The following is a 16,317-nucleotide window of genomic DNA, read 5'->3' as shown; positions in this document are numbered from 1 at the left end:
GAGTGAGTAAAGCATGGATTCAGGCGTGCCCGTAGTCGCGCGCGCCGAACAGTGCGGTGCCGATACGCACCCAGGTCGCACCTTGGGCGATGGCCGCTTCCAAGTCATGGCTCATGCCCATGGACAGACTGTCCAGGCCAAGGCCGAGGGCCTCCTGCAACTGGCGCAGCCGGGCGAACGCAGCGTGCTGGGCGGCAGGGTCGTCGGTGGGTTCAGGGATCGCCATCAGCCCGCGCAAGCGCAGGTTGGGCAACGCGGCCACGGCCTGGGCCAGTGCGGGAAGCTGCTCTGGCGTGCAGCCAGACTTGCTGTCCTCGCCACTGACATTCACCTGCAGGCAGATATTCAGTGGTGACAGGCCGGTCGGGCGCTGCTCGCTCAGGCGTTGGGCGATCTTCAGGCGGTCCACGCTATGTACCCAGTCGAAATGTTCGGCAATGGCCTTGGTCTTGTTCGACTGGATGGGGCCGATGAAATGCCAGATCAAGGGCAGGTCGGACAATTCCGTCTGTTTGGTCAGCGCTTCCTGAAGATAGTTCTCGCCGAAATCGCGCACGCCCGCCCGGTGAAGTTCGGCGATGGCGCTGGCGGGCTTGGTCTTGCTCACGGCCAGCAACTGCACGCTGGCCGGGTCGCGGTGGCTGGCCTTGGCCGCGCCGTCGATGCGGGTACGAATGGCGTGAAGGTTGTCTGCTAGGGTGGACATGGATCGATGCCGGCAGCTCAGTGGTGTGCGGCATTCTACCTGCTTGATGGCCTTTGGGGAGTCTCATGGACGTGACCGACCTGCTGGCCCGCGCCGTGAAGGCGGGGGCCTCGGACCTGCACTTGGCGGCGGGCGAATTGCCGGCGTGGCGCCTGGATGGCGTATTGCAGCGCGTGGCGTTGCCGACGTTGTGCAGCGACACGCTGGAACAGGGGCTTGCGCCCTGGCTCGATGCGGATCAGCGCCAGCGCTGGCGGACGGGCGACGAGGTGGACCTGGCCGTGGAGCCGCCTGGGCTTGGACGCGTTCGCCTGAGCCTGTTCAGGCAGTATCACGGCCTGGCCGCCAGCCTGCGGCTGATCGGGCAGCAGGCGCCGACGGTCGAGGCGTTGGAATTGACTGGGGTGTATCAGGCGCTTGCCCGCTGCCGCGATGGCCTGGTGCTGGTGGGTGGGGCGACCGGCAGTGGCAAGTCCAGCACGCTCGCCGCGCTGGTCGCGCAACTGGGATGCGACCGCGCAGGCCATATCCTGACCCTGGAAGACCCGGTTGAGTTCGTACACGGCCGTGGCCGGGCGTTGATCAACCAGCGCGAGATCGGCCGCCACAGCCGAGACTTCGCCCAAGGCCTGCGCAGCGCACTGCGTCAGGATCCGGATGTGATCATGATCGGCGAACTGCGCGACCTGGACAGCATCCGCCTGGCCTTGCGCGCAGCGCAGACCGGTCACCTGGTACTGGCCACCGTGCACACGCGCAGCGCTGCCAGCAGCATCGATCGGCTGGTGGAGGTGTTCGCCGCCGAAGAGAAGTCGCTGATCCGCGTCATGCTCGCCGAATCACTGCAATTGGTGGTGGCGCAGGCGTTGGTGCGGCGTGTGGGCGGCGGTCGGGTGGCGGCGCGCGAGGTCCTGGTGGCCACCGCGGCGGTCCGCAATTTGATCCGCGAAGGGCGCGTGGCGCAATTGCCGTCGGCCATGCAGACCGGTGCGGCACAGGGCATGGTGACGATGGAGGCGGCGCTGGACAGGTTGAGGGCGCGGGGGCTGATCGACAACCTGGAGTAGGAGGGGCGATCTCGGCGCGGAGTGCCCGCGCCGGGCCGAAGGGGGATTAACGCTTGGCCAGTCTCAAGGCCTGCTGCTCTTTGGGCAGCACGCGTTTGGCGACGACGTAGTGCTTCTGCCAGTAGGGCTTGTCCAGGCTGTCGATGCTCACCCGCTTGCCGGTGCGCGGTGCGTGGATGAAGCGCTCGTTGCCCAGGTAGATGGCCACGTGATTGACGCGACGGCTCTTGATGTTGAAGAAGATCAGGTCGCCAGGCTTGAGGTCCTTGCGCGCCACTTTCACGCCGTGGCCCTGGGCCATGGCATTGGAGCTACGCGGCAGATCCAGGTCGGCGACGTCGTTGAAGGCATATTTGACCAGGCCGCTGCAATCGAACCCTTTGCCGGGTGTGCTGCCGCCCCAGCGGTAGGGCGTGCCGAGCGCATTGACGGCGCGGCTGAGCACTTGGCTGCTTTGCTTGGGCGTGGCAGCGGCCGCTTTCAGTGTGGGGTTCTTGGCCGCATTGCCTGGCCGTGCACGCAGATTGACGTGCTTGGCGGGGGAACGTTTGATGGTCGCATCGGCATTGGTGGTATAGCCGCTGAAGCCGTTGGGAAGTCGTTGCTCACGATTGGTGGCGTGGGCGGCCAGGGGCAATAAAAGGCAGAGGGTCAGCCATGTCTTGAAGAAGGGCGGCATAGATGAAGCTCTTATGAACGGTTATGGAGATTGGCGCGCAACTTTATAACAGCTTTTCGATCAAAAACTGATCCGTTGGTCGTGTGGGCGATTACCATACGTCGGCGCAAAACGGAAAAGTCACATTTTTTCTTAGAAAATTTTCGGCTATCCCACGAGGACAATGCATGAATACGTATCAACAGGGTGCGCCGCTGCACGACACGCATAGCAAGGTGATTGGCTATCTGCTGTGGATTTTCGGCTTCACCGGCTCGCACCGCTTCTATTACGGCAAGCCCATCACCGGCACGATCTGGTTCCTGACCCTCGGTCTGCTGGGCATCGGTTGGCTGATAGACCTGTTCCTGATTCCGTCGATGGACCGCGAAGCCGACATGCGCTTCCAGTCGGGCCGGGTGAACTACACGGTGGCCTGGGTGCTGCTGACCTTCCTGGGCATCTTCGGTATCCACCGGCTGTACCAGGGCAAATGGATCAGCGCGATCATCTACTTCTTCACCGGGGGCCTGTTCCTAGTCGGTGTGCTGTATGACTTCTGGACGCTGAACACCCAGATATCCACGGTCAACCGCGAACGTCCCTGACAGGCGCGCTTCAGAAAAAAGGCCTTGTCGCAGTGCGGCAAGGCCTTTTCTTTACTGGCGTGTCTGGCGCTGCTGCAACAGCAGGTTGCTGAAGCCGGCGCCGGCCAATTGTTTCTGTGCAACGGTCAGCTGTTCGCGGTTGCTGAACGGTCCGACCAGTACCCGGTACCAGGTCTCGTCTTTCACCGTACCGGACTCCACTTTCACCACCTGCCCCAGCAGGATGATCTGCGCCCGTACCTTGTCGGCGTCGGCCTCCTTGCGGAACGAGCCCGCCTGCAGGAAGTACAGGGTGGTCGCTGCCGGCTTGATCACCGGTGGTGCGGGTGGCGGCGTCTGACCCAGCAGCGCGGCCTGGGCCCGGGCGGTGTCGATCTTCGCCGCTTCTGCCGGGGTGACCGGTGTGGTCGGCTGCGCCGGCACTGGGGGCGTCTTCTCCGGCACCGCTTCAGGCGGCACGATCACTTCCGATTCCGGCAGCAGGGTGTAGAAATCGTACTTCGGCTTGATCGGCTGAGGCGTGGTGGGGGTGGTGCCCTTGGCCGCTTCGGCGACCTTGGCCGGCTTCTGCTGTTCAGGCTTGGCACGCTTGATGTCGTCGCCGCCCGGCTCGAGCTTCATCAGGAACACCACGAACGCGCCCACGGTGAGGCCGATCGCCAGCCACACCCAGCCCGGAATCGGCTGTTTCGCAGGTGGCTGATGGCGACTGGCGCCGCGCTTGGGCGCAGGTTTCTTCTTGGCAGCCAACTTACATGCGCTCCAGGGTTTCCAGGCCAAGCAGTTCCAGGCCCTGTTTGAGGGTACGGCCGGTCAGCGCCGCAAGCCGCAAGCGGCTTTGTTGCTGCTCGGCGGTGTCGGCGGCGAGGATCGGGCAGTTCTCGTAGAAACTGGAGAACAGACCCGCCAGGTCGTAGAGGTAGCTGCACAGCACATGTGGCGTGCCTTTGTCGGCGACGTTGTTGAGCACTTCGCCGAATTGCGCCAGGCGCGCGGCCAGGTCCTGCTCGTGAGCCGCCTGCAGCACGATGTCGCCTTCGACCTGCTCGAAGCCCTTGCCCAGCTTGCGGAACACGCCGGCCACGCGGGTGTAGGCGTACAGCAGGTAAGGCGCGGTATTGCCTTCGAAATTGAGCATCAGTTCGAAGTTGAAGCTGTAGTCGCTGGTGCGGTGCTTGGACAGGTCCGCGTACTTCACTGCGCCGATGCCGACCACTTCGGCGATGCGCCGCAGTTCGTCTTCGGGCAGGCTCGGGTTCTTTTCCTTGACCAAGGCGTAGGCGCGGTCCTTGGCTTCGCTCAGCAGGTCGATCAGCTTCACGGTGCCGCCGTCGCGGGTCTTGAACGGACGGCCATCGGCGCCGTTCATGGTGCCGAAGCCCATGTGCTCCATTTTCATCGGGTGGCCGACGAAGCCGGCGCGGCGGGCGACCTCGAACACTTGGTTGAAGTGCAGCGCCTGGCGTTGGTCGACGAAGTACAGCGCGCGATCGGCGTGCAGCACGTTGCTGCGGTAGCGTACCGCCGCCAGGTCGGTGGTGGCGTAGAGGTAACCGCCATCGGCCTTCTGCACGATCACCGGCAGCGGCTCGCCTTCGGTGTTCTTGAACTCTTCGAGGAACACGCACTGGGCGCCCTGGCTCTCGACCAGCAGGCCCGAGGCCTTGAGGTCGGCCACGACCGCTGCCAGGTCGTCGTTGTAGGCACTTTCGCCCATCACGTCGGCCATGGTCAGTTTGACGTTGAGCAGCTCGTAGGTTTTCTGGCAGTGCGACAGCGAGATGTCCTTGAAGCGCGTCCACAGCGCCAGGCACTCAGGATCGCCGGCCTGCAGCTTGACCACCAGGCCCCGGGCGCGGGTGGCGAATTCCTCGGACTCGTCGAAGCGTTTCTTCGCGGCGCGGTAGAAGTTTTCCAGGTCCGACAGCGCTTCGCTGGTGATCGGGTTTTCCTGCAGGTAGGCCAGCAGCATGCCGAACTGGGTGCCCCAGTCGCCCACGTGGTTCTGGCGGATCACCGTGTCGCCGAGGAACTCAAGCACGCGGGCGACGCTGTCACCGATGATGGTCGAGCGCAGGTGGCCGACGTGCATCTCTTTGGCCAGGTTGGGCGCCGACAGGTCGACGACCGACTTCTCGGCGGTGCCGGCTTTGCGTACGCCCAGATGGTCGTCGGCCAGCGCCGCGTCCAGGCGCTGGGCCAGGGCGTCGGTGTTCTGGAAGAAGTTGAGGAACCCGGGACCGGCGATCTCGACCTTGCTGATGTCGGCGCTGGCCGGCAGCGCCGCGATCAGCTTGTCGGCGAGGTCGCGAGGCTTCATGCCCGCAGGCTTGGCCAGCATCATGGCGATGTTGCTGGCGAAGTCGCCATGGGTCTTGTCGCGGGCGTTCTCCACCTGAATCGATGGCGACAACCCTTCAGGCAGCACACCGTCGGTGACGAGTTGGGCGAGAGCTTGCTGGATCAGCTGGCGAATGGTGTCTTTCATCGGGTTCTCGTTTCGACCGCAAACGCGGCGAGCGCTTCGATGCGCAGGTGGAAAAACTGGACATTATCCGTGCTTGAGCCTTAAGGCTCAAGCACAGCGGCAGGTGATGAGCTGCAAGTGGCAAGCTGCAAGCGGCAAGCGGTTGTGCGGTGACTGCGCGGGCCCGAACCTGTCGCTTGCAGCTTGCAGCTTGCAGCTTGCAGCTTGCAGCTTGCAGCTTGCAGCTTGCAGCTTGCAGCTCAATAAAGGTCGACGGGGTCGACGTCGAGCGACCAGCGTACTTGGCGGCCCGAGGGCAGTTGCTCGACCTCCAGCAGCCAGGCGGCGATCAGCCGGTGCAGTGGGGCGCGGGCGCTGGCCTGGATCAGCAACTGGGCGCGGAAGCGGCCAGCGCGGCGCTCCATGGGGGCGGGCACCGGGCCCAGCAGCTCGATGCCTGGCAGCGCCATCTCGCTCTGCAGGCGTTCGGCGGCGGCGCAGGCTTCGTCGAGGAAGGCTTCGGCCTGGCCCGGCTTATGCGCTTCGGCGCGCAGCAGCGCCAAGTGCGAAAACGGCGGCAGGCCGGCGGCACGGCGTTCGCTCAAGGCCTGTTCGGCGAAGGCGAAATAGCCTTGCTCGGTGAGCTGTACCAATAGCGGGTGCTCGGCCAGATGGGTCTGCACGATCACCTTTCCCGGTTCCTCGGCGCGACCGGCGCGGCCAGCCACCTGCACGATCAACTGCGCCATGCGTTCGCTGGCGCGGAAGTCGCCGGAGAACAGACCACCGTCGGCATCGAGAATCGCCACCAGCGTCACCCGGGGGAAATGGTGGCCTTTGGCGAGCATCTGGGTGCCGACCAGGATGCTCGGCTGGCCGCGCTGGATGGTGCTGAACAACTGCTGCATGGCGTCCTTGCGCGAGGTGCTGTCGCGGTCCACGCGCAGCACCGGGTAGTCGGGGAACAGCGTTTTCAGGCGCTCTTCGGCACGCTCGGTGCCGGCGCCGACTGGCCGCAGGTCGACATGCGCGCACTGGGGGCATTGCAGCGGCAGACGCTCGTCGTAGCCGCAGTGATGACAGCGCAGCACGCCGGAGCGCTGATGCACGGTCATGCGCGCATCGCAGCGCGGGCACTCCGACAGCCAGCCGCAGTCGTGGCACAGCAAGGTAGGGGCGAAGCCGCGGCGGTTGAGGAACACCAGCACCTGCTGGCCGGCCGCCAGGGTCTGGCCGATGGCCTGTTGCAAGGGCCCGCTGATGCCGCTATCCAACGGCAGGCTGCGCACATCCAGACGCATGAAGCGCGGCGGCTTGGCACCGCCGGCGCGCTGGTTCATACGCAACAGACCGTAGCGGCCGGTGTGGGCGTTGTGCAAGCTTTCCAGCGAGGGCGTGGCCGAGCCCAGCAGAATGGGAATGTTGTCCTGGTGCGCGCGCACCACTGCCAGGTCGCGGGCGTGATAGCGCAGGCCTTCCTGCTGTTTGTAGGAGCCGTCGTGCTCTTCGTCGATGATGATCAGGCCGGGTCGCTTCATGGGCGTGAACAGCGCCGAGCGGGTGCCGATGATGATGTCCGCCTCGCCATCGCGGGCCGCCAGCCAGGCGTCCAGGCGCTCGCGATCGTTGACCGCCGAGTGCAGCAGCGCGATGCGCGCGTTGAAGCGCTGCTCGAAGCGCGCCAGGGTCTGTGGGCCGAGGTTGATCTCGGGAATCAGGATCAAGGCCTGTTTGCCGGCCTCCAGGGTTTCGCGGATCAGTTGCAGGTAGACCTCGGTCTTGCCACTGCCGGTGACCCCGGCGAGCAGGAAGGCATGGTAGCTGCCAAAGCCCGAACGCACGGCTTCGAACGCCGCCCGCTGTTCATCGTTGAGTGGCAGCTCCGGCTGCGCCAGCCAATGCTCGTGGCGCGGCGGCGGCAGATGGCGGCGCACCTCGACCTGCACCAACTCCTTGGCCAGCAGCAGGTCGAGGCTGTCCTTGTTCAGTGCCAGCTTGCTCAGCAGGCTGTGGGCCACGCCATGGGGATGCTGGGCGAGGGTCTGCAAGGCCTCTTTCTGGCGCGGGGCGCGGGCGATGCGCGGGTCGTCGAGTCGCGCGCCCGGCGCGACATGCCAAAAGCGCTCCTGCCGGGCTTCGGCCGCCTCGCCCTGGCGCAGCAGCACCGGCAGTGCCCAACTGAGGGTGTCGCCCAGACTGTGCTGATAATAGTGGGCGGTCCACAGGCACAGCTTGAACAGCTCAGGCGGCAGCGGCGACACCGGATCGAGCAGCTCGCTGGCCGGCTTGAGCTTGTCGGCGGGCACTTCGCTCTGGGCGCAGACTTCCACCAGCACGCCAATCATCTCGCGGCGTCCGAACGGCACGCGGACGCGCATGCCCGGGGTCAGGGGCTGGCGGACCATGGCGGCCGGCGCCCGATAGTCGAACAGGCGACGCAAGGGCGAGGGCAGGGCAAGGCGCAGGATGACGTCGGGCACGCGGGAGGTCTTCGTGGGAAGGGTATGAGTCGGCGAGCCTAGCAGACGACAGCCGGTGCAAGCGACCACTTGCGCTGCCTCCGGGCTCTGGTATTATTTGCCGCCTAATTACGTGCGGTATTCAACAATAGGTGTTGGGTGGCGGCACGCAGCTCGAGGAAGTGACCATGAAAGCCGATATTCATCCGAACTACGAAGTAGTTGCAGTCACCTGCAGCTGCGGCAGCAAATTCGAAACCCGTTCGACCCTGGCCAAGCCGCTGGCGATCGACGTCTGCTCCCAGTGCCACCCGTTCTACACTGGCAAGCAGAAAGTCCTGGACACCGGTGGTCGCGTACAGAAGTTCGCCGACCGCTTTGGTATGTTCGGTACCAAGAAGTAAACATGCATCTGGCGAGGCCTCTGGCTTCGCGATGCTGCAAAAGAAGGCGCCCCTTGTGGGCGCCTTTTTGTATCCGCCGTTTGGCAGGTACGGCGGGGATGAGGTGCAGGGTGTGCGAGCATGGAGAGAAGGTAGTCGCAGAAAATAGTTGTAGACACTATGTGCATGGATTGTACACACTTGATTTCGCCAGCCCCGTCAGGTGTAGCGTAAAGTCGTAGGCCACCGGCCTTGACAGGTGTGACCGGGCAGTCTTGTCGCTCCCGGACTCTTTGCGTATCCTCGGCGGTCCGTCAGAACAGTAAACAAGCGGAATGCCCACCATGTCAGATTTGAAAACCGCCGCTCTCGAATACCACGCTCAACCTCGCCCGGGGAAACTGAGCGTGGAGCTTTCCAAGCCAACCGCCACCGCCCGCGACCTCGCCCTGGCCTACAGCCCAGGCGTTGCCGAGCCGGTCCGCGAAATTGGCCGTGATCCAGAGCTGGCCTACAAATACACCGGCAAGGGCAACCTGGTCGCGGTGATTTCCGACGGCACCGCCATCCTGGGCCTGGGCGACCTTGGCCCGCTGGCCTCCAAGCCGGTCATGGAAGGCAAGGGCGTTCTGTTCAAGCGTTTCGCGGGCATCGACGTGTTCGACATCGAAGTTGAATCGGAAAGCCCACAGGCCTTCATCGACACCGTTCGCCGTATCTCCATCACCTTCGGCGGCATCAATCTCGAAGACATCAAGGCGCCTGAGTGCTTCGAGATCGAGCGCACGCTGATCGAGCAGTGCGACATTCCGGTCTTCCACGACGACCAGCATGGCACCGCCATCGTGACCGCTGCGGGCATGATCAACGCCCTGGAAATCGCAGGTAAAACCCTGGAAGACGCGAAGATCGTCTGCCTGGGCGCCGGCGCTGCGGCCATCTCCTGCATGAAGCTGCTGGTCAGCATGGGTGCCAAGGTCGAGAACATCTTCATGATCGACCGCAACGGCGTGATCCATGCCGGTCGCGACGACCTGAACCAGTACAAGGCCCAGTTCGCCCACGCCACCGACAAACGCACCCTGGCCGATGCCCTGGACGGCGCTGACGTGTTCGTGGGTCTGTCCGGCCCGAACCTGCTGAGCGCCGAAGGCCTGAAGTCAATGGCGGCCAACCCGATCGTGTTCGCCTGCTCGAATCCGGATCCGGAAATCGCCCCTGAGCTGGCGCACGCCACCCGCAATGACGTGATCATGGCCACCGGTCGTTCTGACTACCCGAACCAGGTCAACAACGTGCTGGGCTTCCCGTTCATCTTCCGTGGTGCCCTGGACGTCCGCGCCAAGCGCATCAACGAAGAGATGAAGATCGCTGCCGCCGTCGCCCTGAAGGATCTGGCCAAGCTGCCTGTGCCGAAGGAAGTGTGCGAAGCCTACGGCGTCGAGGGTCTGGAGTTCGGCCGTGAGTACATCATTCCGAAGCCGCTGGATGCGCGCTTGATCACCGTCGTTTCCGACGCGGTGGCCAAGGCAGCCATCGAGTCGGGTGTGGCCACCCTGCCGTATCCGAAGCACTACCCGCTCAAGAGCGTGGATGACGTGTTCAACGGCTGATCGGCCGCCGCGTCATTGAAAAGCCCCGGCGCGTGAGCGTCGGGGCTTTTTTGTGGGCGTCCTGCAGAAGCGGCGCTGCGCCGCCTCGACAGAAGATGAGCGGCGCTTAGAACAGGTCCATCGGCGCCGCTTCATCGGCCGGAAGCGGGCTGCCCGGTGCTACGCCATTGCCCAGTTCGTCACCGGAAGGTGGCGAGTCTTCAGCCTTGAACAGCTCGAAGTAGGCATTCGGCGTGCTAGGCGTGGCCGCACGGCCGCTCACCGGATCGACCCGCAGGCTGAGAATGCCCTCGGGCTCGGCTGGCGGATGCTCGGGCTTGCCCTTGAGCGCCGGGCCCATGAAGTCCATCCAGATCGGCAGCGCGACGGTGCCCCCATACTCGCGACGACCCAAGGTCTCCGGCTGATCGAAGCCGACCCAGACGGTGGTCATGTAGTCGGCGTTGTAACCGGAGAACCAGGCATCCTTGGATTCGTTGGTGGTACCGGTCTTGCCCGCCAGGTCGCTGCGGCCCAGGGCCAAGGCGCGTCGGCCAGTGCCGCGCTTGATCACATCCTGCAGCATGCTGGTGAGGATATAGGTGGTACGACCGTCGATGATCCGCTCGGCCACCACCGGCGTCAGTGGCGGCGGGGCGATCTGGCCCAGCGCCGACGGCGCAGTACCCGGCTGCGCGAGGGTGGTGATCGGCGCTTCCGGTGCAGCGATGCCGGCCTGATCCTGCTGGCCTTGCGGTACCCGCGCCGGATTGGCGGTGAACAGGGTCTCGCCGCTACGGCTCTCGATGCGCTCGATCAGGTACGGGTTGATCTTGTAGCCGCCGTTGGCGAAGGTGCTCCAGCCGGTGGCGATCTCCATCGGCGTGAGCGTCGCGGTGCCCAAGGCCAGCGACAGGTTGCGCGGCAGGTCCTGCTTGTTGAAACCGAACTTGGCGATGTAGTCGATGGTGCGATCGACGCCCATGGCTTGCAGCAGGCGGATCGACACCAGGTTGCGCGACTTGTACAGCGCCTCGCGCATGCGGATCGGGCCGAGGAAGGTATTGGTGTCGTTTTTCGGACGCCAGACCTTGTCGATGGACTCGTCGACGAACACGATTGGTGCGTCGTTCACCAGGCTGGCGGCGGTGTAGCCGTTGTCCAGCGCAGCGCTGTAGACGAACGGCTTGAAGCTCGAACCCGGCTGGCGCTTGGCCTGCATGGCGCGGTTGTAGTTGCTCTGCTCGAACGAGAAGCCGCCGACCAGCGCTTGAATCGCGCCGTCGGTCGGGTTCAGTGTCACCAGCGCGCTCTGCGCCGCCGGCACCTGGCTGAACTTGAGCGTGCCGTTGTCCAGGCGCTGCACACGGATCAGATCGCCGACCTGCGCCACGTCTGCCGGCGACTGCGGCGAGCGGCCCTGGGCGTTGCTGTTGATGAACGGCCGGGCCCACTTCATGGTGTCCCAGGCCACGTCTTCTTCCTGTCCGGCACGGGTCAGTACCTTCAGCCCAGTCTTGTCGACCTGGGTGACGATGGCCGGTTCCAGCCCGCCGAGGGTGCGCTGTTTGGTCAGGTCCTGCTGCCAGGCGTTGCGCGTCTTGCCCGGATAGCGCGCTTCGGGGCCACGGTAGCCGTGGCGCTCGTCGTAGGCGGTCAGGCCATTGAGCACCGCCTTGTTGGCGATCTCCTGGGTATCGCTGGGGACCGTGGTGGTGACGCGATAGCCTTCGGTGTAGGCCTCGCTGCCGTAGCGGCCAACCATTTCGGCCCGCGCCATTTCGGCGACGAACGGCGCATTCACTTCCGGCGCCGGCACGTGATAGCTGGCGTTCAGCGGCTCGGCGAGCGCGGCCTGATAGCTCGCCTGGTCGATCTTGCCGAGCTTGTACATGCGCCCCAGGATCCAGTCACGGCGCTCTTTGGCGCGTACCGGGTTGGCCAGCGGGTTGAAACGCGACGGCGCCTTGGGCAGGCCGGCGATCATCGCCATTTGCGCCAGGCTGACGTCACGGATCGACTTGCCGTAATACACCTGCGCTGCCGCATCGATGCCATAGGCACGATTGCCCAAGTAGATCTTGTTCACGTACAGCTCGAGGATTTCGTCCTTGGTCAGCTCGCGTTCGATCTGCAGGGCCAGGAGGATTTCGTTGGTCTTGCGCGAGAAGCTGCGTTCACTGGTGAGGAAGAAATTCTTGGCCACCTGCATGGTGATGGTGCTGCCGCCAGTCTGAATATGACCGGACTTCACCAGTTGGGTCGCAGCGCGCATCAGGCTGCTTGGATCGACGCCGTAATGGTTGAGGAAATTGTCGTCTTCAGCTGACAGAAGTGCCTGGATGAACTGCGGGGGAATTTCCGCGAATCGAATGGGAGAGCGCCGCATCTCGCCAAACTCGGCAATCAGCTTGCCGTCGCTGCTGTACACCCTCAGCGGTATCTGCAACTGGATGCTTCTGAGCGAGTCGACCGACGGCAGGCTGGGACTAAGATACAGAAACGCCCCGCTCAGACCGAGTACGAGCGCGCAGATGACGGCGACGAAAGACCACCAGAAGAACTTCAGCAGGCGAATCAAGGCTTTGGGGTGTCCAGGTTGATAAATGGAGTGCACGCAGGCCCGGCGGACGGGCAAAAACGCTGGGCATTATAAGCATTTCGCCCTTCCGGGTCATCGACCGGGCGGGGCAGGCGACGATGGGTTCGACCGGCAATGTGATGCCGGTCATCAAAAAGGGAATAGCGATGCTTGGACGCTTTGGCAGGGATGGCGGTTCAGTGTTGGGTGTGCAAATTACGTCCGATTCGGTGCGAATGCTGCAGTTGAGCGGCGCCCGAGGGCGACGCAGGGTGAGTGCCTGGGTTCACCAGGTGGTGGCACCTGTAACTCGGTTGGACGCTGATGGCGAGTCGCTATCGCAGGCACTGCGCGAGGCTGCTCGCCGTTGCGGCCGGGCCAGGAGGGTCGCCCTGGCCATGCCGGGGTCTCAGGTGATCTGCAAGGTGGTGCAGTTGCCGTCGGCCGTCCCTGAGGCTGAACGCGAGGCGCGGCTGCTGGCCGATGCCGAGCATCTGTTCCCATTTCCTTTGGATGATCTGGCCATGGACTTCCAGGTGCTTGGCCCGACGGCCCAGGCTTCCCAGTCGCTCGACGTGCTGATCGGGGCGGCGCGCCAGAGCCTTGTCGAAACGCTGCTGCTGCCGTTCGAGGATGCGGGGCTTGAGGTCGTCGCCGTGGAAGTGGATAGCGTCGCGCTGGCTCGGTTGCAGCCGGGCGCGGATCGCCAGCCTTTGCTGCTGCTGGAGGCGGACGGGCTGACATTGCATACCTGGGGTGATGACCCGCTGGGCGTGCGTGTAGAGCAGCGCTTCGACAGTGGCTGTACGCAGGCAGCCTACCTGCAGCGGATCGAGGACCTGCTCGCGAGCGCTGCGCTTGGAAAAAGCGCCGCAGGATTGATGGTCGGTGGTGCGGCGGCAACATCGAACTGGCTGCAGGTGCTGGAGCAGCATCTAGGTCGCGTTTGCCAACCGATCTGCTCCGCCTACGTGCGCAAGGATATGCCTGCTGCGGACCACGGCGCGATGGCCCTGCCCCTGGCACTGGCGTTGGGAGTGGACGCATGAGCCTGCGCCTGAATCTGCTGCCCTGGCGCGAACGCCAGCGCTTGGCCGCGCTGCAAAGGTTCCGGTGTGTGTTCCTGGGCAGTCTGTTCACGGCCTTCGTGGCGGTGATGCTGGTGGACCGCCTGGCTCATCAGCGCCTCGAACGGCAGGCGCAAGCCGGTGTGCTGCGCCAAGCCGAACTCCAGGCACTGGACGAGCGGGTGCAACAGGTGCAGCGCCTGCATGCCGCGCGCGAGGATATGCGCGGGCAGGTCCAGGCGCTCGCTGGGCTGCGCGCGGGGCAGGCCCAGGTGCCGCAGTTGCTCGCTGAGGTGGAGGCGGCGATGTCCCAAGGCATGCAATTGACCCGTCTCGATCTTCAAGACGGGCGCCTGCAGGTCAACGGCCTGGCGCTGTCTTCAGCCGTGCTGGCTCAGTTCATGCGCGACTTGCAGCGATCACCGGTCGTTCACGACCTTGAGCTCAAGCAAGTCGTTGGGCGCGCTGCAGGGGACGCATTCCTGTTGATCGCTCGCGTTTCGCCATCTTGATCATGCGCTGGTCAGTGCTCTCACGCTGGCAGGACGGTGCTGCGCGTTCGCCAGCCTCCCGCACTGCCACTATGGTGCTTGGGGTGCTGTTGGTGCTGGCCGGCGGCTACTGGCTGCGTGTTCATGACACGCGCGCCGCTTATCGCCAGGGCTCGTTGCTCGAAGCGCGGCAGATACAGGCCCTGCAAGCGCGACAGTCGCTGGCAGAGGGGCTGGTCCCGGCCGAAGCGGCGTTGATCGAGGAGCAGCACACACTGCAGGAGGCGCGCTGGCGCTTGTCGGGTGGGGCGAGCATGAGCGACTTGCTCGATCAACTAGCGCTGACGGGGCGCTCCTACGGCCTGCTGTTCGAGCAACTCGATATCGGGCAAGAGGTCCAGGCTGTCGGGTACCGCCAGATTCCGCTGCAGATGCAGGTCAGCGGCAGCTATGCCGGGTTGCGCGCCTGGCTTGACGAATGGCTGCAGCAGGTGCGGTTGCTGCAAGTGGTGCGTGCGCAACTGGAGCCTGCAACAGGACGGCCCGGGCTGCTGCATCTGCACCTGCAAGTGCACGCGTTGGAGGCCGGCGAGGAGTTGCCGGCGCCGGCCTCGCTTGCGGATGAGCCGGCACGGCAGCGCATCACCGCGCCGCTACTCGACCCGTTCGCCCCATGGTCTACACGACGCAGGGCGCAAGAAGGCTTGCTCGGGGTGCCGCTGGAGCAGTTGGAGATGGTCGGCAGCCTGTCGCGCGCGGGTAGCACGCACGCCTTGGTGCGCTGGGCCGGGCGGGTGTATCGGGTGGCTGAGGGGGATCACCTGGGACGTGAAGAGGGCGAGGTGATCAAGGTCGATCCGGATCAGGTCGAAATCAGGGAGCGGTTGTTCAACGATGCAGCATGGCAGGAGCGCTCCAGCTATCTGACGTTGAGCCGTGGCAGCAGTGCAGGGAGCACGGATGATTGGAAAAAACGCGGTGATCGGCCTGTGGGCGCTCTTGGCGTCCATGCAGGCACTGGCGACGACGGCCTACAAAGGTGAGCCGCTGTCGCTGAACTTCCAGGATGTGGAAGTGCGAGCGGTGCTGCAGGTGCTGGCCGACTATGCAGGCGTCAATCTGGTGGCCAGCGACACGGTCCAGGGCAACGTTACGCTGCGCTTGCAGGACGTACCCTGGGACCAGGCGCTGGACCTGGTGCTGCGCAGTCGCGGATTGGCCAGGCGCGAGCAGGGTAATGTACTGCTGATCGCCCCTGCCGCCGAGCTTGCCGAGCAAACGCGCGAGACGCAGGCTGACCGCCTGCTGGAGGCGCGGTCGCAGCCGCTGCAGCGCGCGCTGCTGCCGGTTCACCATGCCGATGCGTCCGCGCTGGCACCGCTGTTGCTGGCCAGCCTGGCCCTCGACGACCCGGCGGATGCGCGCGCCACGCTGAGCGTGGATCCACGCACCAACACCCTCGTCGCCGTCCAGTCCGCCGCGCGGCTGGCCGAACTGCGGCAGTTGATCGCGCAGTTGGACGTGCCGGTGCGTCAGGTGATGATCGAGGCGCGCATCGTCGAGGCCAACGTCGACTACGAGAAGGTGCTCGGCGTGCGCTGGGGCGCCAAACATGGCGGTTCGCCGGGACGCTCGGGCAGCGAACTGTTCGTCGATCTCGGCGCCTCGGCTGCCACGTCCGGCATCGGTCTAGGCTTGGTGGGCAGCGATGCGCTGCTCGACTTGCAGCTCAGCGCCATGGAAAAGAGCGGGAATGGCGAGATCATCTCGCAGCCCAAAGTGGTCACGGCCGACAAGGAAACCGCACGCATCCTCAAGGGCACCGAGGTGCCGTACCAGCAGTCGAGCAAGAGTGGCGCCACCTCGGTGTCGTTCCGCGAGGCGTCGCTTTCATTGGAGGTCACCCCGCAAATCACCCCTGACGGCAAAGTCATCATGGCGGTGCGCGTGACCAAGGACGAGCCCGACTACGCCAATGCCCTCAACGACGTGCCGCCGATTCGCAAGAACGAGGTCAACGCCAAGGTGCGCGTGGCCGACGGCCAGACCATTGTGATTGGTGGCGTGTATTCGACGTCGAACAGCAATGTGGTCGACAAGGTGCCATTTCTTGGCGATCTGCCGTATGTTGGACGGCTTTTTCGACGCGATGCATTACAAGAGAAAAAATCCGAGCTGCTGGTCTTCCTGACTCCGCGTATCATGAATGACCAGGCGATTGCTGTGAGTCGTTGATTC

The 16,317-nt window shown here is 64.5% G+C and carries 14 protein-coding genes; 8 read left to right on the top strand and 6 right to left on the bottom strand.

Annotated elements, in window-relative coordinates:
- Nucleotides 1–19: 19 nt before the first annotated feature.
- On the bottom strand, nucleotides 20–706 hold the full coding sequence (locus GKC70_RS22580; protein WP_342649987.1) for a YggS family pyridoxal phosphate-dependent enzyme: 687 nt from the start codon (nucleotides 704–706) through the stop codon (nucleotides 20–22).
- A 65-nt stretch (nucleotides 707–771) separates the two neighbouring features.
- On the opposite strand from GKC70_RS22580, the gene GKC70_RS22575 reads away from it, so the two are divergent.
- Entirely contained in the window at nucleotides 772–1,773 is a 1,002-nt protein-coding gene (locus GKC70_RS22575) for a PilT/PilU family type 4a pilus ATPase (RefSeq protein WP_342649986.1), read from the top strand.
- A 46-nt stretch (nucleotides 1,774–1,819) separates the two neighbouring features.
- Here GKC70_RS22575 and GKC70_RS22570 read toward each other — a convergent pair whose 3' ends face one another.
- The gene (locus GKC70_RS22570; RefSeq protein ID WP_342649985.1) at nucleotides 1,820–2,452 is read right to left on the bottom strand and encodes a C40 family peptidase; all 633 of its coding nucleotides are present in this window, start codon (nucleotides 2,450–2,452) and stop codon (nucleotides 1,820–1,822) included.
- 167 nt (nucleotides 2,453–2,619) lie between these two features.
- Here GKC70_RS22570 and GKC70_RS22565 point away from each other — a divergent pair, with 167 nt between their 5' ends.
- On the top strand, nucleotides 2,620–3,039 hold the full coding sequence (locus GKC70_RS22565) for a TM2 domain-containing protein (protein WP_039582570.1): 420 nt from the start codon (nucleotides 2,620–2,622) through the stop codon (nucleotides 3,037–3,039).
- A 51-nt stretch (nucleotides 3,040–3,090) separates the two neighbouring features.
- Here GKC70_RS22565 and GKC70_RS22560 read toward each other — a convergent pair whose 3' ends face one another.
- The 3 genes from GKC70_RS22560 to GKC70_RS22550 form a co-directional block, all read right to left on the bottom strand.
- Entirely contained in the window at nucleotides 3,091–3,789 is a 699-nt protein-coding gene (locus GKC70_RS22560; RefSeq protein ID WP_039582571.1) for an SPOR domain-containing protein, read from the bottom strand.
- A 1-nt stretch (nucleotide 3,790) separates the two neighbouring features.
- Complete coding sequence (gene argS, locus GKC70_RS22555) at nucleotides 3,791–5,527, bottom strand: arginine--tRNA ligase (protein ID WP_342649984.1); 1,737 nt, start codon at nucleotides 5,525–5,527, stop codon at nucleotides 3,791–3,793.
- A gap of 239 nt (nucleotides 5,528–5,766) precedes the next feature.
- Nucleotides 5,767–7,986: a primosomal protein N' gene (locus GKC70_RS22550; protein WP_342649983.1), complete on the bottom strand. Its 2,220-nt coding sequence runs from the start codon at nucleotides 7,984–7,986 to the stop codon at nucleotides 5,767–5,769.
- A gap of 167 nt (nucleotides 7,987–8,153) precedes the next feature.
- On the opposite strand from GKC70_RS22550, the gene rpmE reads away from it, so the two are divergent.
- Nucleotides 8,154–8,369, top strand: coding sequence for a 50S ribosomal protein L31 (gene rpmE / locus GKC70_RS22545; protein WP_029614303.1), 216 nt, complete (start codon nucleotides 8,154–8,156; stop codon nucleotides 8,367–8,369).
- Nucleotides 8,370–8,692: 323 nt separating this feature from the next.
- A complete protein-coding gene (locus tag GKC70_RS22540; protein WP_029614302.1) occupies nucleotides 8,693–9,961 on the top strand; it encodes a malic enzyme-like NAD(P)-binding protein in 1,269 nt (422 codons plus the stop codon).
- 106 nt (nucleotides 9,962–10,067) lie between these two features.
- On the opposite strand, the gene GKC70_RS22535 is transcribed toward GKC70_RS22540, so the two are convergent.
- Nucleotides 10,068–12,521 carry a penicillin-binding protein 1A gene (locus GKC70_RS22535; RefSeq protein WP_342649982.1) on the bottom strand — a complete coding sequence of 818 codons (2,454 nt, stop codon included), beginning with the start codon at nucleotides 12,519–12,521 and terminating at the stop codon, nucleotides 10,068–10,070.
- Nucleotides 12,522–12,640: 119 nt separating this feature from the next.
- Between GKC70_RS22535 and pilM the strand changes: the two genes are divergently transcribed.
- From pilM to GKC70_RS22515, 4 genes are all read left to right on the top strand, one after another.
- Nucleotides 12,641–13,570 (top strand): pilus assembly protein PilM, encoded by a 930-nt coding sequence (gene pilM, locus GKC70_RS22530; RefSeq protein WP_342649981.1) that lies wholly within the window; start codon nucleotides 12,641–12,643, stop codon nucleotides 13,568–13,570.
- On the top strand, nucleotides 13,567–14,100 hold the full coding sequence (locus tag GKC70_RS22525) for a PilN domain-containing protein (RefSeq protein WP_342649980.1): 534 nt from the start codon (nucleotides 13,567–13,569) through the stop codon (nucleotides 14,098–14,100). Before pilM ends, GKC70_RS22525 begins: the two co-directional genes overlap by 4 nt.
- Before the next feature lie 83 nt (nucleotides 14,101–14,183).
- Complete coding sequence (locus GKC70_RS22520; protein ID WP_342649979.1) at nucleotides 14,184–15,122, top strand: pilus assembly protein PilP; 939 nt, start codon at nucleotides 14,184–14,186, stop codon at nucleotides 15,120–15,122.
- A complete protein-coding gene (locus GKC70_RS22515) occupies nucleotides 15,088–16,314 on the top strand; it encodes a secretin N-terminal domain-containing protein (RefSeq protein ID WP_317870991.1) in 1,227 nt (408 codons plus the stop codon). Before GKC70_RS22520 ends, GKC70_RS22515 begins: the two co-directional genes overlap by 35 nt.
- Nucleotides 16,315–16,317 lie beyond the last annotated feature (3 nt).

Origin of the sequence: Pseudomonas sp. REB1044 (assembly GCF_038813925.1) — a bacterium.
In the GTDB taxonomy this organism is placed as follows: Bacteria; Pseudomonadota; Gammaproteobacteria; order Pseudomonadales; family Pseudomonadaceae; genus Aquipseudomonas; species Aquipseudomonas boreofloridensis.
Note: the sequence above shows the minus strand (reverse complement) of the source record. Positions and strands in the feature narration are given on the sequence as shown.